A 19,212-nucleotide genomic window follows, 5' to 3' on the forward strand; every position below is an offset into this window, starting at 1 on the left:
GTCAGGCCGGGCGTGCGCGTCCTTGGCGTCCATGGAGGTCCGGGAGCCGCTCCGGAGGTCCTAGGCGCCGTACGGCGCCGGCCGGGGCGGGGAGCCGCTCCCGCCCTGCCGACATCCACCAATGTGCCCGACCCGTGTTAAGCCGGTGCTGCGGGTACGTGACGCGCTCGTACCACTTCCAAGAAGTCCCTCACCCGGCGAGGACACCCGGCGTTCGCCGCGTACACGGGCCGTTCACCACGGGTTCGCCGCTACTTCCCGTTCTTGGCGAGGAACGCCAGCAGGTCCTGCCGTCCGATGACGCCCTTCGGCTTGCCCTCGACGAGCACGATCGCCGCGTCGGACGAGCCGAGCACCTGCATCAGGTCGGAGACCGGCTCCCCGGAGCCGACCTGCGGCAGCGGCGCCGACATGTGCTTCTCCAGCGGGTCGTCGAGCGAGGACCGGCCGCTGAACAGGGCGTCCAGCAGCTCCCGTTCGACGACCGAGCCGACGACCTCGGCGGCCATCACGTCCGGGTGCCCGGCGCCCGGCTTGACGACCGGCATCTGCGAGACGCCGTACTCGCGCAGCACCTCGATGGCCTGGCCGACGGTCTCGTCGGGGTGCATGTGGACGAGGGAGGGGATCGCGCCGTGCTCCTTGTCGACGAGCACGTCGGCGACGCGGGCGCTCGGCCCGGTGTCCTCCAGGAAGCCGTAGTCGGCCATCCACTCGTCGTTGAAGATCTTGCTGAGGTAGCCGCGGCCGCTGTCCGGCAGCAGGACGACCACCACGTCGTCGGGGCCGAGCCGCTCGGCGACCCGCAGCGCGCCGACGACGGCCATGCCGCAGGAGCCACCGACGAGCAGGCCCTCCTCCTTGGCGAGGCGGCGGGTCATCTGGAAGGAGTCCTTGTCGGACACGGCGACGATCTCGTCGGCGACCGTACGGTCGTAGGCCGTCGGCCAGAAGTCCTCACCGACGCCCTCGACGAGGTACGGCCGTCCGGAACCGCCGGAGTAGACCGAGCCCTCGGGGTCGGCGCCGATGACCTTGACCGCGCCGTCGCTGACGTCCTTCAGATAGCGCCCGGTCCCGGAGATGGTGCCGCCGGTGCCGACGCCCGTGACGAAGTGGGTGATCTTCCCCTCCGTCTGCTCCCACAGCTCCGGGCCGGTGGAGTGATAGTGGGAGAGCGGGTTGTTCGGGTTCGAGTACTGGTCCGGCTTCCAGGCTCCCGGTGTCTCGCGGACCAGCCGGTCGGAGACGTTGTAGTAGGAGTCGGGGTGCTCGGGGTCCACGGCCGTCGGACAGACGACGACCTCGGCGCCGTAGGCCCGCAGCACGTTGATCTTGTCGGTGCTCACCTTGTCGGGGCACACGAAGATGCAGTGGTAGCCCTTCTGCTGGGCCACGATCGCGAGCCCGACCCCGGTGTTTCCGCTGGTCGGCTCGACAATGGTCCCGCCCGGCTGAAGCGCGCCGCTCTGCTCTGCCGCCTCGATCATGCGCAGGGCGATGCGGTCCTTCACGGATCCGCCCGGGTTGAAGTACTCCACCTTGGCCAGGACGGTTGCCCGGATGCCCTTGGTCACGCTGTTGAGCCTCACCAGCGGGGTGTTGCCGACGAGGCTGATCATCGAGTCGTGGAATTGCACCGTTGTCTCCGGATGCTGCAAAAGGGGTGGTCGTGATGGTTCGGTCAGCCTACGGCCCCCGGCCCGCCGCGGCGGATCGGGCGGGAAAAGCGGCTCGACCCCCGTTCACCCACCGTTGAGATTGGACGACGGCCGGTACGGGGCAAGGAGTGGATGTACGGCACGGAGGAGGTGGCGGCGAGTATGACGAGCATGTCGAGGGCGAGGGTGGCCCGGCGTATCGCGGCAGGCGCGGCATTCGGCGGGGGCGGCATCGGGCTGATGGGCGCGGCCGTGGTCGGTCTGGTGATCGCGGAGGTCCAGCTGGCCAAGCGCCAGGTCGGCAATGGCCGGCCGGCCCATGTCCCGCACGCGGACGGACGGTACGGCCGGATGTACACGGCCCCCGACGAACCGCCCCTCACCCTCACCATGCTGGGCGACTCCACCGCCGCCGGCCAGGGTGTGCACCGGGCCCAGCAGACCCCGGCCGCGCTGCTGGCCTCCGGGCTCGCGGCGGTCGCCGAACGCCCCGTGGAGCTGCGCAACGTCGCCCATCCCGGCGCCCAGTCCGACGACCTGGACCGCCAGGTCGGGCTGGTACTGGAGGACGCCTCCCGGGTGCCCGACATCTGCGTGATCATGATCGGCGCGAACGACGTCACCAACCGGATGCCGCCGACCCAGTCGGTACGGCATCTGTCGGCGGCGGTACGGCGGCTGCGGACCGCCGGTGCGGAGGTGGTCGTGGGGACGTGTCCCGACCTGGGGACGATCGAGCCGGTGCAGCAGCCGCTGCGGTGGCTGGCCCGGCGGGCCTCCCGCCAGCTGGCGGCGGCGCAGACGATCGGGGTCGTCGAGCAGGGCGGCCGTACGGTGTCGCTGGGCGACCTGCTCGGGCCCGAGTTCGCGGCGAATCCGCGGGAGCTGTTCGGGCCGGACAACTACCACCCGTCCGCGGAGGGGTACGCGACGGCGGCGATGGCCGTGCTGCCGACGGTCTGTGCGGCGCTCGGTCTGTGGCCGGCCGAGGAGGACCACCCCGACGTGTCGCGGCGCGAGGGGTTCCTGCCGGTGGCGAAGGCGGCGGTGGAGGCGGCTTCGGAGGCCGGTACGGAGGTCGCTGCCGCGATGCCTACGGGGCCGCGTGGGCCCTGGGCCCTCCTGAAGCGGCGGCGCCGGCGGCGGATGCCGACCCACGACACGGCACCGGCGGTCCCGTAGCCCTCGGGGGGCGCAGTCCGGGTGCGGGCCGGGTGCAGTCCGGTCGCAGTCCGGGTGCGGGCCCGGTGGGGGCTGATCGCGCAGTTCCCCGCGCCCCTAAAAAAGCAAAAGCCCTCCCCGCCTCCCCGCGCAGCCGCGGGCAACGGGAAAGCAAGCGCTTAGGGAATTGCGGCCGGAGTCACACACCCACGGCCGTGACCCGGACCATACGGGCGGGTAACTTCCCAAGAACCCTTCTGATCTGGAGCCGTGATGCCCGAAGCCGTAATCGTCTCGACCGCCCGCTCCCCCATCGGCCGCGCCTTCAAGGGCTCCCTCAAGGACCTCCGCGCAGACGACCTCACCGCCACGATCATCCAGGCGGCCCTGGCCAAGGTCCCCGAGCTGGACCCCCGCGACATCGACGACCTGATGCTCGGCTGCGGCCTCCCCGGCGGCGAGCAGGGCTTCAACCTCGGCCGCATCGTCGCCGTGCACATGGGCATGGACCACCTCCCGGGCTGCACCATCACCCGCTACTGTTCCTCCTCGCTCCAGACCTCCCGCATGGCCCTGCACGCCATCAAGGCCGGCGAGGGCGACGTCTTCATCTCGGCCGGCGTCGAGATGGTCTCCCGCTTCACCAAGGGCAACTCCGACAGCCTCCCGGACACGCACAACCCGCTCTTCGCCGAGGCCGAGGCCCGTACCGTCGCCACCGCCGAGTCCGAGGGCTCCACCTGGCACGACCCGCGCGAGGACGGCCTGGTCCCCGACCCGTACATCGCGATGGGCCAGACCGCCGAGAACCTCGCCCGCTCCAAGGGCATCACCCGCCAGGAGATGGACGAGTTCGGCGTCCGCTCGCAGAACCTCGCCGAGCAGGCCATCAAGGACGGCTTCTGGGAGCGCGAGATCACCCCGGTCACCACCCCCGACGGCACGGTCGTCAGCAAGGACGACGGCCCCCGCCCCGGCGTCAGCATGGAGGGCGTCACCGGGCTCAAGCCGGTCTTCCGCCCCGACGGCCTGGTCACCGCCGGCAACTGCTGCCCCCTGAACGACGGCGCCGCCGCGGTCGTGATCATGTCCGACACCAAGGCCCGCGAGCTGGGCCTGACCCCGCTCGCCCGGATCGTCTCGACCGGGGTCTCCGGCCTCTCCCCCGAGATCATGGGCCTCGGCCCGGTCGAGGCGAGCAACCAGGCCCTGCGCCGGGCCGGCCTGAGCATCTCCGACATCGACCTGGTCGAGATCAACGAGGCGTTCGCCGCGCAGGTCATCCCGTCCTACCAGGACCTCGGCATCGACCTCGACAAGCTGAACGTCAACGGCGGCGCCATCGCGGTCGGCCACCCCTTCGGCATGACCGGCGCCCGGATCACCGGCACGCTGATCAACTCCCTCCAGTGGCACGACAAGCAGTTCGGCCTGGAGACCATGTGCGTCGGCGGCGGCCAGGGCATGGCGATGGTCATCGAGCGACTCAGCTGATCTCTTTCCGTATCCAGAGCGGTACTTAACGTCACCTCTCGGCCCGGAACCCCACAATCCCCGGGGTTCTGGGCCGATTTGTGATCCAATCTCCCTCAGGATGTGACCTATCTCCCCCTCGGCCGAAATCACCGCAGGTCAGGGCGGCGGAACGATAAACCCCGGGCACAAAGTCCTGTCCGTTTCGTGACGTTACGCACTGACAGCTGGTTAGTTCACCCATCAAGCTGATGTAGGAAGTCGGGGGTCGACTTTGAACCGGGAGAACGTCAGTGAGCGCCATGCCGATCGCCTTGCTGGTCACCACGGCCGCCACCGGCGCCGTGGGCGTCGCCGTCCTGCGCACCCTCTTGCAGCTGCGCCGCCAGGTCGCGGCCCTGCACAGGGAATTCGCCGCGGGCAACATCACCACGCGCGGCTTCGTGCCCGCGGCCCGTTCCGCCGACACGGACGAGATACGCGCGGCCGTCGCCGAGGCGCTCGCCGAGGAGCGGGAGCGGGAGCTGGCCGAGGCGCGCGCCTTCTGGGCCGCCCAGGAGGCGCGTGACGCCGCGGACGCCCCGTCGCTGCTCGGTCTCGCGGAGAACGACCTGTTCCTGCCCCGGCAGGCCGACTTCGCGGGCCTTGAGCCGCTGGAGTCCGTCGCGGAGCCCGGCCAGGAGACCGACGAGCCGTACGGCGACTCCGCCGAGCTGGCCGCGGCCCGCCGCCGGCACCCCTCGCACCCGGACTTCACGCCGGTTCCGTCACCGGTCGTCAACGACCATGAGCGTACGGTTACCACGCTTGAGGAACTCGCCGCCGGGCACGTCGAACTGACCGACGTCCGCCCCGGCCCGCTGGGCACGCTGGACGTCTATGTCTTCGCGGACGGCACCACGCTGTGCATGACTCCGGGGCATCGTGAGACCGCGGAGCGCCTGGCGGCGGCCCTTCAGTCCGGCGAGGTCCCGCACCTTCTCGGCGGCTCCGGCATCTCGGGCGCCTACACCCTCACCTTCGCCTGCGGCAAGGAAACGGTCTACATCCTGGCCGACAGGGTCATCGCGTCCCTGTAACCCCGCGGCACGGCCCCGCCCCCGGCGCGGACGCGACGGGCTGCCGCGAGGCGGGGAGGCCTTCTGCTTTCAGGGGCGCGGGGAACTGCGCGACCGGCCCCCACCGCCCCGCGGCCAAACGACAACCGGCCGCCCCCAGGGGCGCGGGGAACTGCGCGACCACCCCCCACCGCCCCGCACTCGCACGACGAGCCGTCGCTTCCAGGGGCGCGGGGAACTGCGCGACCAGCCACGACGGTGCCGCACCCCGCGACAGATACCCTCGCACCCGGCGAGTTCAGACCCCCGCCCGCTTCTGCGCAGCCAGTACCTTCGCCACCGCCACCTCCACATCCCCCTCGTCCCGCAACACCAACGCCAGATCATGCGCCGCGACGGCGACTTGATCCGCGGCGGCGAACATCCCCGCGTCCGGCATCTCCCGAGGCTCCACCCCGGGCGCCTCCAGCACCTGCGCCCAGCGGGCCAACTCCCTGGCCAACCCCAGTGCCTCACCGGCACCACTGCGCTGAAGCCGGCTCTGCGGTGCGGCCCGCAACCGGTCGGCGAAGTGATCCACGGCACGGGTCAGCGGCGTCGTATCAACCACGCGGCGAGCGTACGCGCGATACCGGGACTGTTGCCAACGGGCGAACGCTCAGGCACGGTGACCTGAAGGACCGGCTTACACCCCATTGCGTCCGGAGGCGCCGATGTCCCAAGTCTTCTCCCAGGAGACCCATCGCAACCTGCTCGCCCGCATCCCCCACTGCACCGGTCGTGAAGTCTCCGACTGGCTGCGCACCGTCGAAGAAGGCCCCGCTCTCTTCCGCTTCGAGGAGAAGGTCAGCTGGCTCCGCCACGAGCACAACCTGACTTACGGCCACGCCAAGGCGATCATCCACGAGTACGACCTGAGGAGGGCCGCGCGCAGACTGCTCTGAGCGCGCACCGCCAAGTGACCGGACACGACGAAGGGCCCCGGGAGATCCCGGGGCCCTCTTATGCGTCCGACGGACCGTCGACCCGTGGGCCGACCGGCCCGGTCAGTCGTCGCCGCTGAAGATGGCGACCAGGCGCAGCATCTCGATGTAGATCCACACCAGGGTCATGGTCAGGCCGAACGCGGCCAGCCAGGCCTCCTTGCGCGGAGCACCGTAGGCGATGCCGTCCTCGATCTGCTTGAAGTCGAGGGTCAGGAAGAACGCGCCCAGGATGATCGCGATAATGCCGACGATCGCACCCAGCGGGCCCATGCTGCGCAGACCGCCGTCCTCGGCGACACCGAAGGCGACGAGCAGCAGGTTGATCGCCATGACCACGACGAACGCGATGGCGATCGCGATACCGATCCGGGCGTAGCGCGCGGTGACGCGGATCCAGCCGGCCTTGTAGATCAGCAGGGTGGCTCCGGCGACGGCCATCGTGCCGATCACCGCCTGGAAGGGCGCGCCGGACCAGCGCGAGTTGAACATCTCGCTGAAGACGCCGAGGAAGACACCCTCGAACGCGGCGTACGCCAGGATCAGCGCGGGCGAGGCGTTGCGCTTGAAGGACTGGACCATCGCCAGGACGAAGGCGATGAGCGCCGCGCCGATCGCCAGGCCGTAGCTGGACGACGACACCGGCAGCAGTGCCCACGAGAGGACCGCGCCGACGACGACCGTGCCGAGCGTCATGGCCGAGCGCATGACGACGTCGTCCATCGTCATCCGGTCGGTGGTGGCCGGGGTCTGCGGCGGTGCGCCCTGGACGCCGGGCTGGGCGTAGGGGTTCTGCGCGTACGGGTTGGTGCCGGGCTGGGCGTACGGACCGCCCTGTGTGCCCACAGCTGCGGCCCCGGCCTGCGGCGCGGTGTTGAAGCCCGCGTGGCCGTTGTCGCGGCTGAACCCCCGTCGCGAGAAGACCGGGTTGCTGCTCCTCATTTCACTCCTCCATGGCCACACTGCGTGGCCTTGGCTCAAGAGTAATGGAAAGGCAAAGGAAGGACCCTAGTGCCTGGGGAGGATCTTTCCCTCGCCGTACTGCGCAACACGCTACGCGTGCGGGTGATTCCCGCCAGTGGCGGGGGCGATCCGCGACGAAGCTGGTACACGCCCGCGATCAGCCGGAGATCACCTCCGCCCCACCCGGCCCCTCCACTCCTCGCCCGGACCAGGACCCCGCCCCGCCCCGCCCCCACAAAACCAAACGCGGCGCCCGTCAGCCTGTGCCGCTGACGTGACGCGTGGGAGTGGGAGATGGCCTGCAAGCTGCACCCTCATCGGCCCGGATCAGCACGGACCGGACCGATCCGACCCGCAGGTGTTCCCTTTCGCGGAAACACCGGGAACACACCTTCCCCGTGTGGCCGCCAGCCGCCCGCATCCATACTGCGGCCGCGGACAGAGAAGTCGGTGGTCCCTACAACAAGGCCGTCGGGCCCCGTTCCGTCAGGCAGCCGATTGGTTGACGAAGCCGAGCGAGGTCAGCCCCTCGGCCGCACACAGCCGGTCTGACGGGCCGCCAACTTCAGTTTGCAGGAGCTGGTAGGCGGCACCCTGCTGGTGTCCCCAGTGCATCGCGGCCCGCCACAGCGCCCGACCGAAGCCACAGCCGCGGTACTGCGGCAGGACACCGAAGTACTGCGGCAGCAACCGCGCCCGCCCGGCAGCGTCCCCCATGGTCTCCATCGGGCCGATGGCGCCGGCGACGTGGCCGCCCTGGAGGACGACGAGGACCGGCCCGACCGTCCCGGCCTGCATCTGCTCGTAGAGGAAGGCGAAGCCGTCGGGTGCCATCTCCTCGGCGAACGCGGCGAAGCACACGGGGTCGGCGAGTTGCTTGTACTCGTGCACCTGAATGACAGATGGCTCCCCGGGCCCGTCGGTGAAGTCCTTGAGCTGGACGCACGTCCCGACCGCCTTGGCGTACGCCTCAGGCTGGTCGGGGCTGAGGAACCAGACGATCCGGGCCTTGCCGGCCCCGTGCACCGCAGCGAGCTTGCGGGCGAGGATGGAGCCGGCCGAGAGGCTGTCCGGCACGGAGCCGTACACGTAGACCTTGACCACGCCACCGCCGCGCTCGGCGAGCGTGGGGATCAGGGTCAGCTCCTGGCCGTGTTCAACGGCGTCGGCCAGGACGCGTTCGGTCTTCGTCTCACTCCAGCGTCGGTCTTTGTCGTACGGGAGGAAGCCATCTGTCGCGGCGTTCTCGACGACGGCCTCGAAGAGGTCGTGCAGCGGATCGTCCCAGCGGGCGGGGCCGAGGGTGGGCACGTACGGCACAGGCATCACGGGTTCAAGCAGGTCCCAGGAGAAGCGCATAGCCGCACGCTACTCACGTCGGACTGGCGCCGCAGGCCCCTGCGCGCATGGCCGGGGCCTGCGTCTTTACGACCAGATCTGTCTCAGATCCGGTCAGTGCGGGTTGTCGTCACCGGCCGCGCACGAGCACTTCGCGCTGTCCATCACGGTGTCGAGGTCGGTGACCGAGACGATCTGGGTCACCGGCTCGAAGGGCGCCAGGACGGGCCGCGTCAGGTACGGCAGGCCGTTGTCTCCCTGATCGGGTCCGTCGTCCGGCAACGGACGCCGCGGTGAGATCGCAACTGCTACAGCAACCATCGTCATCCTGCTTTCTTCTCTCCGTGCCGGCAGTAAGCCGCCAGCGGGGCCTTCGCCTCCTGGTAGTGCTTTGCCAGGGGCCTGCACACGCGGCAGGTACCGGCGATCGTGCAGCCTGAGCAGTCGCCGGTGCGAAGCATGAGGCGGTCCGCGATCTCACCCAGCCGGGCAAGGCCCTCGATCCCCTCGTGGGGGAGGCTGATCTGGTCGTCACGGCCGATCTTGCAGATGGACACCAGGCCGTGCGGGTCCATGTGGAAGAAGGTGTGTCCGGCGTTGCAGCCGGTGAAGGTCTTGCGCAGCCGCAGGTGCTCCTTGGACTGCGCGGTGAGGACCTCGCCGCCGCCGTAGATCGTCGGCGTCATGTTCGTGAAGACCTCGTACTCGACGTCCCACGACTTGCACAGGTCCTGCATCGCTTGTTCTTCGTTGCCGTTGTCGTCGGTGACGACGATGCTCATCCGAAGCGGCAGGCGAGCGTGGCGGGCGGCGTTCATGCCCTGCACGAACATGTCCCACGCGCCCTCGCGCTGCGTCAGCTCGTCGTAGCCGGCCTTCTTCGCGCCGTACATCGAGACGGTGACGCGGTACGGCGGGTACTCGCGGAACGTGCGGAGGATGTTCTCCTTCCACAGCAGTGAACCGTTCGTGGAAACCGTGATCATCATGCCGAGGTCCCAGGCGTACCGGTACGCCTTGAGGAAATCCTTGTCGATGGTCGGCTCACCGCCGGTCACCTGAAGGAAGAGGACGCCGGCGTCGGCCATGATGTCGAGGCAGTGCCGCTTGTCCTCCCACGGCATCCCGGCGTTCATCTTCAGCCCGAGGTAGCACTGCTTGCACTTGTAGTTGCAGCCGAGGTTGATCTCCCACGACGCCTTGCCGTAGCCCCAGGTGGACGGCTGACGTACCAGTAGGAACTCACCCAGGAACTGGTCGGCGACGTCCAGTTCGGCCCATTGCCCGCCGATGGCCTCGACGAGCCAGGGCGGGGCCGGTTCACCGGGGTCGAGGGCGCGCAGCTCGTCGTAGCGGGCCTCTGGGAGGAGGGCGCCGCCCCGGCTTCCGGGGCGCACGAGGACGTGCTGATCCAGGAACGGACTGGCGATCAGGGAGTGCATGCGAGCCTCCAGAGTGAGATGGGATCAGGGGGTGGCCGGCTGGCGGGCCAGGAAGTACGCCATGGCTTGCCGTTGAAGGCGCGTCAAGCAGTCGCCGCAGGCATGGAATGGGGCGTGCTGGCCGTCCCACTGGACCGGCCCGAGGTAGAGCACCGGCAGACCGTTCCGCTCGCATCCGAGCCGGCAGACGCCGGTGACCCACTCCCGTTTCACGACCGATGTCCTTCCTGCGCTTCACGTCGGGGGCCGCTCCGGGGCGACCGGCAAGGGGCCTCGCAGATCCGGAGCTGAAGCCCGTATTTCTGCTGGTGGACGGTGTGGCGTAGGACGCCCCGCTTGCGGCCGCCGCTCCCCAGGCGTACGCCGCATATCGCGCAGCAGATCGCCATCGGCTGCCGAGGGGGGTCAGCTTCCTGATGTCCGGCTTCTCGATCGCGGGCGGTGCTGTCACTTTTCGTCACCTACTCCCAGCTCGGCCCAGACGCGCTTCCCCCAGTGCAGGCGGTCGGCTCCCCACCGGTCGCTCAGGGCGTCGATGAGGAGTAGCCCCCTGCCGCGGAGGTCGCCGAGGCACGGTCGACGGAGGTGCGGCATTGCCCGGCTCCCGTCCGCGACGCCGAGTCGCACGACCTTCTCCTTGACGCGTCGGATGCTCACGGTCAGCTCGGGCACGTTCGTGTGCCGTACGGCGTTGGCGACCAGCTCCGAGATGATGAGGTCGGCGTCCTCCCGGAGGACGGCCAGGTCCCAGGCGTCGAGCGTGGTCTCGACGAACCGGCGGGCTGCCTGAGCGGCCTGAGGTTCGCGGGGGAACTTCTCGGCGAACCTGTCGGTCTCGGCCTGGCTCGTTGCGTTCATGACTCCCCGCTCCAGCCGCGCGCCTCGTGCTTGAGCTGCCGCCAGCCGGTCAGGACGAGTGCCTCGACCTTGTCCACGGTGCAGAGGTCGCCGGGGTTGTCCATCGGGGACGCCCAGTACTGCACGCCCGGCGCGTATTCGGTGAGTCGGACCGCGGGGACGCCGATACGCACTCCTCGGAAGAGGCAGTCCGCGCCGGGGACGAACCAGTCGTAGGCGGTCCCCCCGGGCACGAGCGCGTAGTACACGTGCAGGCCCTCGACCGCGAACACCGCGCCGCCGTCAACCGCTTCGCGGAGGAAGCGGTCGACAGTCTCGGGGTCCACCGTGCCGGCGGCGGCACGGACGATCGATCCGGGGATGCGTACGGCGGTGAAGAGAGTGCCGCACGTCAGGATCGCCGCGCCCTTCTTCTCCCACTCAGCGCGCGCCTTGCCCTCGTCCGGTGCCGCGAGGAGGAGCCACGCCTCTACACCTCGGACGCGATCAGCTCGCGTGATCACTGTCGTGCTCTCCACGGTCCGGCCTCCTGCGTGCTCGCTCACAACACGAGCCAACTCCCGTGCAACCGCGTGCGCCGGAAGTCCGGCCGGACTTTCCAGCGGACGTTTCGAGGGGACCGGACTTTCAACATTGGAGAAGCCGCTACGGTCGGTACTCGACCGGATCTCCGGAGGTACGAAGTGGCTGAGCTGACGCCCTTCGGGCACGCATGCGTCGCTGCCGGGTTAGGGCAACTGGCGAACTTTTTGCGGGCATTCGAGGAAACCGCCCAACTCCTCGGCGAGCCGATCAACGTGACTGATCGGCAGGCCCGCCGGTGGAGACGGGAGACCCCTCCCCCAACACCCCGGGCACGCGCATGGCGTGTGCTGCACGCAATTTTTGGGTTCGATCCCATTGAGCTGGGTTTCCGGAACCGCCCGCCGGGTGTCACCGTGGGGAGTGCACCGCTCCTCACACAGGAAGGCCCCGAGAGCGTGAAACGTCGGGCGTTCATGAAGGACACCGTTGGTGTCACCGCTGCTGCCGGTCTGCATGGCCCGGCGGACAGGGGAACGCCGCCCGGCCCGAAGGGAGCCGTCGGCACCGCCCACGTCATCGAACTCCGCGAGGGGCTACGGTCCCTGTACCAGCTCGACGACGCCTATGGCGGCGACGACGTCCGCTCCCTCGCGCGCAGGCACCTGAAGCGCATCGCGCGGATCATCAACACGAACACGTACCCGGACACCATCGGCCGTCAGCTTCAGCTCCTGTCGGGCGAGACCGCGGAGCACTGCGCCTGGCTGTTCTACGACGCCGACAACCAGACCGCCGCGCGCCGCTTCTGGGGGGAGGCGCTCACCACGGCGACCGTCCTCGGTGACGACAATCTCGCCATCATGGTGCTCGCCGCGCTGAGCATGCAGGCCAGTCACGAAGGCCGGCCGCGTGACGGCCTGAACCTGGCCCACGCCGCGCAGGCCCGTGCCGTCCGGTACGGCTCGCCCGTGCTGCTGTCGCTGATCGCCTCCCGCAAGGCACGCGCCATGTCGCTCCTCGGCGACGGGACCGGCGCCAAGCGGCAGCTGACCGAGTCGATGCGGCTCGTCGAGCGCGGTGACCGCGGTCGCCCCTCGCCGGACTGGGCAGCCTTCCACGGGCACGCCGAACTCGACTACGCGCAGGGGCTGCTCTACACCGAGACGGGGCATCACCACGCCGCGGTGACTTTCCTGCGCGCAGCGCTCGCCCATCAGGACCGCACCTACGGCCGCAATCGGGCGCTGTACCGGCTCACGCTGTCGCGCAGTCTCGTTCAGGCCGGTGAGGTCGACGAGGCCTCACACGAGGCTGTCGAGAGCCTCGGGCACCTGGAAGAGGTCGAGTCCGGCCGCGTCGTGCGGCGCCTGAAGGAGGTCACGACTCACCTTCGGGGCGTGGACGCGGCCGGCGCCCGCGAAGCCGCTGACCGCCTGACCGAGTACACCGAGCTGAGCGGAGCCGCCTGATGTCCGAGGTGACCTACGGCCGCCACGACGCGGCCGAGGCAGCCGGCCGGCTCGACGCGTTCCTCCACGCGTATGAGGAGGTCTACCAGGAGCCCCCGTACCGCGAAGGCCCGTCGGACGTAGCCGAGTTCATCGACCACTACCGAGTACAGGCGCAGCGGCCCGGGATGCGGCTGGTCCTGGCTCGCGAGGGGGAAGAGGTCGTCGGCTTCACGTACGGCTACTTCCTGGCGCCTGACACGCGCTGGTGGCAGAACCTTCAGGACGTGCGACTCCCCGACGAGTTCACCTGGGAGGACGGTCAGCGGACCTTCGTCATCATCGAGCTCGCCGTCCGCAAGCCCTGGCGACGGTGCGGCATCGCGGCCGAACTGCACGCCCGTCTCCTGGAAGGCGTCGACGCCGAGCGGGTCACGCTGACGATGCGCCCGGAGGAGGACGCGGCCCCTGCGCAGTGCGCATACGCCGCGTGGGGCTACCGGAAGGTGGGTGTCTCTCATCCGTGGGAGGACGCTCCGCTGTACGACTGCATGGTCCGCGAGCTGGCAGGTCGGGCGGGGTAGGCCACTGTCAGTGCCGGGCCGTACAATTTCCCCTATGTCCCGGTATCACCCGCTTCACGGCATTCCGCGCCCGCGAGCGGAGCAGGTCAACGCGCCCATCCGCCGTCTCATGAGCCAGCCCGCCACACGTAGGCGCACCGTCGCGTACGAGCAGCTCCTCGTCGAGCGGGCAGAAGCCACCCGGGACGACGTCGAAACCGCCGCGTGAACGCGATCGCGGCCCGGTGCGGCCACGCTGTGGAGTCCCCGCCCCGCCGCCCCGCCCCCACAAAACCAAACGCGGCGCCCGTCAGCCTGTGCCGCTGACGTGACGCCGTGGGAGTGGGAGGTGCCCGGAACCGGACTTGAACCGGTACGCCCGCGAGGGGCAGCGAGGTTTAAGCTCGCCGTGTCTGCATTCCACCATCCGGGCAGGCTGTGGGCTCCGCATCAAGGCTCCGAGCCTATCGGGATACATCCCCCGAACAGCGGACGGGCGGACCGATGTTGTCTTATTTTATTGATGTCTGAGGGATCATCAGCCCGTGGAACACGCCGTCCGCACTTGCCACCAGCGTGTCGTGTGATTACGGAGGGCGCACGCGGAATGACGGAATTTCACCGTCCGAGCGGATGCGTTCCCCTCGTCCTCCACCCGTTCCCGAGCCGTTCCCGGGTCGTACGCGGCTCAGGGTCGACCGTCATCCCCAGGTATGACTCGGCGGCCCGTGGTCCCTCCGAAGTCGCCCCATGGAACGGGAACAGCGGCTGACTACACGGGGCCCCACGGTCGAGACGATGGATCACGTCCTCGAAGCCGTCCCGACAGGAGCACTCTCCCGTGACCACGACACCTCTCGCCCGGACCATGACAGTGGCTGCGCGCGCCACGGATCTGTCGAAGATCTACGGACAGGGCGAGACCCAGGTGGTCGCCCTGGACCGGGTCTCCGTCGACTTCCGGCAGTCGGAGCTCACCGCGATCATGGGTCCCTCCGGGTCCGGCAAGTCCACGCTGATGCACTGCGTGGCCGGCCTCGACTCCTTCTCGTCCGGCTCCGTGCGGATCGGCGACGTCGAGCTGGGCTCCCTGAAGGACAAGCAGCTGACCAAGTTGCGCCGGGACAAGATCGGTTTCATCTTCCAGGCCTTCAACCTGCTGCCGACGCTGACCGCCCTGGAGAACATCACGCTGCCGATGGACATCGCCGGACGTAAGCCGGACAAGCAGTGGCTGGACACCGTGATCCAGATGGTCGGCCTCTCCGACCGGCTCCGGCACCGGCCCACCGAGCTCTCCGGCGGCCAGCAGCAGCGCGTCGCGGTGGCCCGCGCCTTGGCCTCCCGCCCCGACATCATCTTCGGCGACGAGCCGACCGGAAACCTCGACTCCCGCTCCGGCGCCGAGGTGCTGGGCTTCCTGCGCAACTCGGTGCGCGAGCTGGGCCAGACGGTGGTCATGGTGACCCACGACCCGGTGGCCGCGGCCTACGCGGACCGGGTGATCTTCCTGGCCGACGGCCGGATCGTGGACGAGGTCCACGGACCGACGGCGGACTCGGTGCTCGACCGGATGAAGCAGTTCGACGCCAAGGGCCGCACCAGCTGACGCCGTCCCCCCACCCACGCAACCACTGGACTGAGACTCGCCATGTTTCGCACAGCCTTGCGCAATGTGACCGCGCACAAGGCCCGGCTCCTCATGACCGTCCTCGCCGTGATGCTCGGCGTGGCGTTCGTGTCGGGGACCCTGGTCTTCACCAACACGATCTCCAACGCCCTCCAGAACAGCTCCGCCAAGGGCTTCGACCAGGTCGACGTCGCCGTGACCGCCGAGCGCGGCGAGGACAAGGGCAACACCATCGGCAAGGTCCCCGAGCTGACCCAGGCGCTCCTCGACGAAACGGAGAAGGTGCCCGGCGCCGCCTCCGCCATCGGTGTCGTCACCGGCTTCACCGCCCTCGCCGACAAGGACGGCAAGCTCGTCGGCGGCGGCTTCCAGACCCAGGGCGGCAACTACTGGGGCTCCGACGACCCGCGCTACCCGCTGACCAGCGGTTCCGCCCCGAGCGGCACGGGCGAGGTCGCGATCGACTCGGCGACCGCCGAGCGCGCCGGGTACAAGGTCGGCGACACCGTACGGATGTCCGTCGACGGCCCGGTCCTCACGCCGAAGGTCGCCGGCATCTTCACCACCGACGACGGCAACGTCGCGGCCGGCGGCAGCCTCACCCTGTTCGACACGAAAACCGCGCAGTCGCTGTTCGGCAAGGCGGGCACGTTCGACGAGATCGACGTCAAGGCCAAGCCGGGTGTCACCCAGACCGCGCTCAAGGCGCAGCTGGACCAGGCGCTGCCGAAGGACGACGTGCGGACCACGACCGGCCAGACGCTCTCCGACGACCTCGCCGAGCAGATCTCGTCCTCGATGAGCGGTCTGAAGCAGGGCCTGCTGGTGTTCGCCGGTATCGCGCTCTTCGTCGGCACGTTCATCATCGCCAACACCTTCACCATGCTGGTCGCCCAGCGCACCAAGGAACTGGCACTGCTGCGCGCGGTCGGCGCCTCCCGCCGCCAGGTCACCCGGTCGGTGCTCATCGAGGCCTTCGTGGTGGGCGCGGTCGCCGGTGTGGCCGGTCTGCTCGCGGGCATCGGCATCGGCGCCGGACTGCGCTCCCTGATGGGCACACTCGACGTGACCATCCCGGCCGGCCCCCTGGTGATCTCGCCCGGCACGATCGCCACCGCCCTCGGCGTCGGCGTCGTCATCACCATGCTGGCGGCGTGGCTGCCGGGCCGCCGGGCCGCGAAGATCCCGCCGGTCGCCGCGATGAGCAGCGTGCACGCCCAGGCCACGGTGAAGTCGCTGGTGCTGCGGAACACGATCGGCGCCCTGTTCTCCGCCGCCGGAGTCGCGGTCGTCCTCGCGGCGACCTCGATGGAGGGCTCGGACGGCCAGGCCCCGATGGGCATGGGTGCCGTACTGCTGATCATCGGTGTGTTCATCCTGACCCCGCTGCTGTCCCGGCCGCTGATCGCGGCGGCCACGCCGGTCATGCGGATCTTCGGGGTGGCGGGCAAGCTGGCCCGGCAGAACTCGGTGCGCAACCCGCGCCGCACCGCGGCCACCGCGTCCGCGCTGATGATCGGCCTGACCCTGATCACCGGTATGACGGTGATGGCGGGCAGCCTCCAGAAGGCCATCAACGAGATGGCCAGTTCCGCGATCCGCGCCGACTACGTGGTCTCGATGGCCAACGGCAACACGCTCTCGCCCGACGTGGACAGCAGGCTGAGCAGGACGGCGGGCGTCACCGAGACCAGCCCGCTGCGCAACGCCCCCTCACGCATCAACGGCGAGACCGAGTACCTGACCGGTGTCAACGGCGCCACCATCGGCAAGCTCACCGACCTCAAGATGGACAACGGCACCTTCAAGGTCGGCGGCACCGACGTCGTGGTGGACAGCAACGGCGCGGAGGCGCACGACTGGCGGGCCGGCTCGAAGTTCACCGTGCACTACGAGGACGGCGAGAAGCAGGAGCTGACCGTCGCGGGGGTGTACGAGGGCAACGAGCTGATCCAGGGGATCATGCTCGACACCGCGACCCTCACCCCGCACCTGGACGACCCGACCGACATGCAGGTCATGGTGAAGACCGCCGACGGCCCGTCGGAGGCGACCAAGGAGAGCCTGGAGAAGGCGCTCGGCACCAACCCGGGCATCAAGGTTCAGGACAAGAAGGACATCTCCAACGAGATCGCGCAGATGTTCACGCTGATGCTGAACATGCTGTACGGCCTGCTGGCCATGGCGGTGATCGTGGCCGTGCTCGGTGTCATCAACACCCTGGCGATGTCGGTCTTCGAACGCTCGCAGGAGATCGGGATGCTCCGCGCGATCGGCCTCGACCGCAAGGGCATCAAGCGGATGGTCCGGCTGGAGTCCCTGGTGATCGCCCTGTTCGGCGGTGTGCTCGGCATCGGCCTGGGTGTGTTCTTCGGCTGGGCGGCCGGTGAACTGCTGGCCGCGCGGATGTCGACGTACGAACTGGTCCTGCCCTGGGGCCGGATGGGCGTCTTCCTGCTCCTGGCGGCCGTCGTGGGTGTCCTCGCGGCCCTGTGGCCGGCCCGCCGCGCGGCCCGTCTGAACATGCTGACGGCGATCAAGTCGGAGTAGCCGGCGAAGGTCCACCACGAGTGGGGCCTCGTCACCTTCGGGGGAAGGTGACGAGGCCCCACGTGTCTTTCAGGCCGTCAGACGTTCCACGTGCGGGCCCGCAGCGGCAGCCCGGAGGCACCGGAGCGCGGGGTCTTCACCGCCAGAACCTGGTTGACGCCGATCCGGTTGCGCTCGAAGGCCAGCGCCGAGGCGGCCATGTACAGCCGCCAGACACGGGCCCGGCCGGGACTGGTGAGCCGTACCGCCTGGTCCCAGCCGGCCTCCAGGTTGCCCACCCAGCGGCGCAGGGTGCGCGCGTAGTGCTCGCGGATGGACTCGACGTCGCGCACCTCGAACCCGGCCCGCTCCAGTTGCATGACGGTGGTGCCGACAGGGGCGAGTTCGCCGTCGGGGAAGACGTAGGCGTCGATGAACTCGTCCACCTCGTACGCCGACTCGTCCCGCTGGGGCCGGCGCGCGATCTGGTGGTTCAGGAGCCGCCCGCCGGGCCGCAGCAGGCCGTAGAGGTGCTCGGAGTACTCCAGATAGCGTTCGGCGCCGACGTGCTCGGCCATGCCGATCGAGGAGATGGCGTCGAAGGGGCCGTCGGACACGTCCCGGTAGTCCTGGACGCGGATCTCCACCTTGTCGGTGAGCCCCTCCTCCGCGATCCGCTTGCGGGCGTACGCGGCCTGCTCCTGGGAGAGGGTGATGCCGACGGCGCTCACACCGTGCTCGCGGGCCGCGTGGATGACCATGGAGCCCCAGCCGCAGCCGACGTCCAGAAGACGCTGACCGGGCTTCAGACCGAGCTTGCGGCAGATGAGTTCGAGCTTGTCGCGCTGGGCGTCCTCCAGGGTGCCGTCGTCCTCCCAGTAGGCGCAGGAGTACACCATGGACGGGCCGAGGACGATCTCGTAGAAGTCGTTGCCGACGTCGTAGTGGTGGCTGATGGCCTGCCGGTCGGTGCGCTTGGTGTGCAGATGCCGGCGCGGTCTCCTGATCTCCTCGGGGGGCGGGGCGGGCGGCAGCATGGGGCCCGCCATCCTCAGCAGGCCGCGCACCGCGGCGCGCACCTGCGGGTCGCGCAGTGCCTCTCCCAGGGTGCGCGAGTCCTCGTCGCGCTCCCAGGCGATCCCGGCCATCAGCTTCAGGGCCTCGTACAGATCGCCGTCCACGTCCAGGTCCCCGGAGACCCAGGCGCGGGCGAGTCCCAGCTCCCCCGGCTTCCACAGCAGCCGGCGGAGTGCCCGGCGGTCACGCACGACGAGGGCCGGCGCCCCCGGCGGCCCGGCCTCCGAACCGTCCCAGGAACGAATGCGTACGGGGAGCGGCGCTCCCAGCATTTGTTCGAGCAAGCCCTTCAGCCGCGACGCGGCGTCGGTCATGACGCACCTCCGTGACAGGTGATCCCGGATGTCTTCCACCACGTAAACACCTGCAAGCCGCCCGCGCAGTCCCCCACGCGCGTTACGACTCAGCAAAAAGGATGTACAAACCACCTTTTGGCCGCCGTCCGGCCCGCCCCGAAAGGGACGTGACGGGCGGGCCCGTACGGCACGCCGAAGGGGCCGCCC

The 19,212-nt window shown here is 69.6% G+C and carries 18 protein-coding genes and 1 tRNA gene; 9 read left to right on the top strand and 10 right to left on the bottom strand.

The genetic code is table 11. The features are described from left to right. Nucleotides 1–251: 251 nt before the first annotated feature. Complete coding sequence (locus ACIQAC_RS36100; protein ID WP_402198903.1) at nt 252–1,640, bottom strand: cystathionine beta-synthase; 1,389 nt, start codon at nt 1,638–1,640, stop codon at nt 252–254. Nucleotides 1,641–1,823: 183 nt separating this feature from the next. Between ACIQAC_RS36100 and ACIQAC_RS36105 the strand changes: the two genes are divergently transcribed. The 3 genes from ACIQAC_RS36105 (at nt 1,824) to ACIQAC_RS36115 (ending at nt 5,374) form a co-directional block, all read left to right on the top strand. Further along, the gene (locus tag ACIQAC_RS36105) at nt 1,824–2,843 is read left to right on the top strand and encodes an SGNH/GDSL hydrolase family protein (protein WP_402199074.1); all 1,020 of its coding nucleotides are present in this window, start codon (nt 1,824–1,826) and stop codon (nt 2,841–2,843) included. A 252-nt stretch (nt 2,844–3,095) separates the two neighbouring features. Then, on the top strand, nt 3,096–4,316 hold the full coding sequence (locus tag ACIQAC_RS36110; RefSeq protein ID WP_402198906.1) for an acetyl-CoA C-acetyltransferase: 1,221 nt from the start codon (nt 3,096–3,098) through the stop codon (nt 4,314–4,316). Between the two features lie 272 nt (nt 4,317–4,588). Next, nucleotides 4,589–5,374, top strand: coding sequence for a hypothetical protein (locus ACIQAC_RS36115; protein WP_402198909.1), 786 nt, complete (start codon nt 4,589–4,591; stop codon nt 5,372–5,374). A 277-nt stretch (nt 5,375–5,651) separates the two neighbouring features. Here the strand turns inward: ACIQAC_RS36115 and ACIQAC_RS36120 are convergent, their stop codons facing one another. Then, on the bottom strand, nt 5,652–5,963 hold the full coding sequence (locus tag ACIQAC_RS36120) for a hypothetical protein (RefSeq protein WP_402198911.1): 312 nt from the start codon (nt 5,961–5,963) through the stop codon (nt 5,652–5,654). Between the two features lie 103 nt (nt 5,964–6,066). On the opposite strand from ACIQAC_RS36120, the gene ACIQAC_RS36125 reads away from it, so the two are divergent. Next, entirely contained in the window at nt 6,067–6,297 is a 231-nt protein-coding gene (locus tag ACIQAC_RS36125) for a DUF4287 domain-containing protein (RefSeq protein ID WP_402198913.1), read from the top strand. Between the two features lie 102 nt (nt 6,298–6,399). On the opposite strand, the gene ACIQAC_RS36130 is transcribed toward ACIQAC_RS36125, so the two are convergent. The 6 genes from ACIQAC_RS36130 to ACIQAC_RS36155 form a co-directional block, all read right to left on the bottom strand. Beyond that, nucleotides 6,400–7,278 carry a Bax inhibitor-1/YccA family protein gene (locus tag ACIQAC_RS36130; protein ID WP_402198915.1) on the bottom strand — a complete coding sequence of 293 codons (879 nt, stop codon included), beginning with the start codon at nt 7,276–7,278 and terminating at the stop codon, nt 6,400–6,402. A 507-nt stretch (nt 7,279–7,785) separates the two neighbouring features. After that, nucleotides 7,786–8,658: a GNAT family N-acetyltransferase gene (locus ACIQAC_RS36135; protein WP_402198918.1), complete on the bottom strand. Its 873-nt coding sequence runs from the start codon at nt 8,656–8,658 to the stop codon at nt 7,786–7,788. Between the two features lie 93 nt (nt 8,659–8,751). Beyond that, nucleotides 8,752–8,958 carry a hypothetical protein gene (locus ACIQAC_RS36140; RefSeq protein WP_402198920.1) on the bottom strand — a complete coding sequence of 69 codons (207 nt, stop codon included), beginning with the start codon at nt 8,956–8,958 and terminating at the stop codon, nt 8,752–8,754. A gap of 2 nt (nt 8,959–8,960) precedes the next feature. After that, a complete protein-coding gene (locus tag ACIQAC_RS36145) occupies nt 8,961–10,079 on the bottom strand; it encodes a radical SAM protein (protein WP_402198922.1) in 1,119 nt (372 codons plus the stop codon). A gap of 447 nt (nt 10,080–10,526) precedes the next feature. Then, complete coding sequence (locus ACIQAC_RS36150; protein ID WP_402198925.1) at nt 10,527–10,937, bottom strand: ATP-binding protein; 411 nt, start codon at nt 10,935–10,937, stop codon at nt 10,527–10,529. Then, the gene (locus ACIQAC_RS36155; RefSeq protein WP_402198928.1) at nt 10,934–11,455 is read right to left on the bottom strand and encodes a hypothetical protein; all 522 of its coding nucleotides are present in this window, start codon (nt 11,453–11,455) and stop codon (nt 10,934–10,936) included. Before ACIQAC_RS36155 ends, ACIQAC_RS36150 begins: the two co-directional genes overlap by 4 nt. 480 nt (nt 11,456–11,935) lie before the next feature. Between ACIQAC_RS36155 and ACIQAC_RS36160 the strand changes: the two genes are divergently transcribed. The 3 genes from ACIQAC_RS36160 to ACIQAC_RS36170 are packed head-to-tail and all read left to right on the top strand — an operon-like array spanning nt 11,936 to nt 13,702. Further along, on the top strand, nt 11,936–12,931 hold the full coding sequence (locus tag ACIQAC_RS36160; protein WP_402198931.1) for a hypothetical protein: 996 nt from the start codon (nt 11,936–11,938) through the stop codon (nt 12,929–12,931). Further along, the gene (locus ACIQAC_RS36165; protein ID WP_402198932.1) at nt 12,931–13,494 is read left to right on the top strand and encodes a GNAT family N-acetyltransferase; all 564 of its coding nucleotides are present in this window, start codon (nt 12,931–12,933) and stop codon (nt 13,492–13,494) included. The genes ACIQAC_RS36160 and ACIQAC_RS36165 overlap by 1 nt, the downstream gene beginning before the upstream one ends. A gap of 34 nt (nt 13,495–13,528) precedes the next feature. Then, nucleotides 13,529–13,702: a hypothetical protein gene (locus ACIQAC_RS36170; protein ID WP_402198933.1), complete on the top strand. Its 174-nt coding sequence runs from the start codon at nt 13,529–13,531 to the stop codon at nt 13,700–13,702. Nucleotides 13,703–13,823: 121 nt separating this feature from the next. Here ACIQAC_RS36170 and ACIQAC_RS36175 read toward each other — a convergent pair. After that, nucleotides 13,824–13,906 (bottom strand) — tRNA-Leu (locus tag ACIQAC_RS36175). Between the two features lie 408 nt (nt 13,907–14,314). Between ACIQAC_RS36175 and ACIQAC_RS36180 the strand changes: the two genes are divergently transcribed. Continuing rightward, complete coding sequence (locus tag ACIQAC_RS36180; protein WP_402198935.1) at nt 14,315–15,082, top strand: ABC transporter ATP-binding protein; 768 nt, start codon at nt 14,315–14,317, stop codon at nt 15,080–15,082. A gap of 42 nt (nt 15,083–15,124) precedes the next feature. After that, the gene (locus tag ACIQAC_RS36185; protein ID WP_402198938.1) at nt 15,125–17,653 is read left to right on the top strand and encodes an ABC transporter permease; all 2,529 of its coding nucleotides are present in this window, start codon (nt 15,125–15,127) and stop codon (nt 17,651–17,653) included. 77 nt (nt 17,654–17,730) lie between these two features. Here ACIQAC_RS36185 and ACIQAC_RS36190 read toward each other — a convergent pair whose 3' ends face one another. Next, the gene (locus tag ACIQAC_RS36190; protein ID WP_402198940.1) at nt 17,731–19,023 is read right to left on the bottom strand and encodes a class I SAM-dependent methyltransferase; all 1,293 of its coding nucleotides are present in this window, start codon (nt 19,021–19,023) and stop codon (nt 17,731–17,733) included. Between the last annotated feature and the right edge of the window lie 189 nt (nt 19,024–19,212).

It is taken from the genome of Streptomyces sp. NPDC088387 (assembly GCF_044753385.1).
Classification (GTDB): Bacteria; Actinomycetota; Actinomycetes; order Streptomycetales; family Streptomycetaceae; genus Streptomyces.

What these genes read in the sequence shown, in the direction of transcription:
- ACIQAC_RS36140 (WP_402198920.1), bottom strand. Translation starts at nt 8,958, where the DNA reads ATGGTTGCTGTAGCAGTTGCGATCTCACCGCGGCGTCCGTTGCCGGAC.
- ACIQAC_RS36135 (WP_402198918.1), bottom strand. Translation starts at nt 8,658, where the DNA reads ATGCGCTTCTCCTGGGACCTGCTTGAACCCGTGATGCCTGTGCCGTAC.
- ACIQAC_RS36160 (WP_402198931.1), top strand. Translation starts at nt 11,936, where the DNA reads ATGAAGGACACCGTTGGTGTCACCGCTGCTGCCGGTCTGCATGGCCCG.
- ACIQAC_RS36105 (WP_402199074.1), top strand. Translation starts at nt 1,824, where the DNA reads ATGACGAGCATGTCGAGGGCGAGGGTGGCCCGGCGTATCGCGGCAGGC.
- ACIQAC_RS36170 (WP_402198933.1), top strand. Translation starts at nt 13,529, where the DNA reads ATGTCCCGGTATCACCCGCTTCACGGCATTCCGCGCCCGCGAGCGGAG.
- ACIQAC_RS36145 (WP_402198922.1), bottom strand. Translation starts at nt 10,079, where the DNA reads ATGCACTCCCTGATCGCCAGTCCGTTCCTGGATCAGCACGTCCTCGTG.
- ACIQAC_RS36150 (WP_402198925.1), bottom strand. Translation starts at nt 10,937, where the DNA reads ATGAACGCAACGAGCCAGGCCGAGACCGACAGGTTCGCCGAGAAGTTC.
- ACIQAC_RS36165 (WP_402198932.1), top strand. Translation starts at nt 12,931, where the DNA reads ATGTCCGAGGTGACCTACGGCCGCCACGACGCGGCCGAGGCAGCCGGC.
- ACIQAC_RS36125 (WP_402198913.1), top strand. Translation starts at nt 6,067, where the DNA reads ATGTCCCAAGTCTTCTCCCAGGAGACCCATCGCAACCTGCTCGCCCGC.
- ACIQAC_RS36185 (WP_402198938.1), top strand. Translation starts at nt 15,125, where the DNA reads ATGTTTCGCACAGCCTTGCGCAATGTGACCGCGCACAAGGCCCGGCTC.
- ACIQAC_RS36190 (WP_402198940.1), bottom strand. Translation starts at nt 19,023, where the DNA reads ATGACCGACGCCGCGTCGCGGCTGAAGGGCTTGCTCGAACAAATGCTG.
- ACIQAC_RS36130 (WP_402198915.1), bottom strand. Translation starts at nt 7,278, where the DNA reads ATGAGGAGCAGCAACCCGGTCTTCTCGCGACGGGGGTTCAGCCGCGAC.
- ACIQAC_RS36110 (WP_402198906.1), top strand. Translation starts at nt 3,096, where the DNA reads ATGCCCGAAGCCGTAATCGTCTCGACCGCCCGCTCCCCCATCGGCCGC.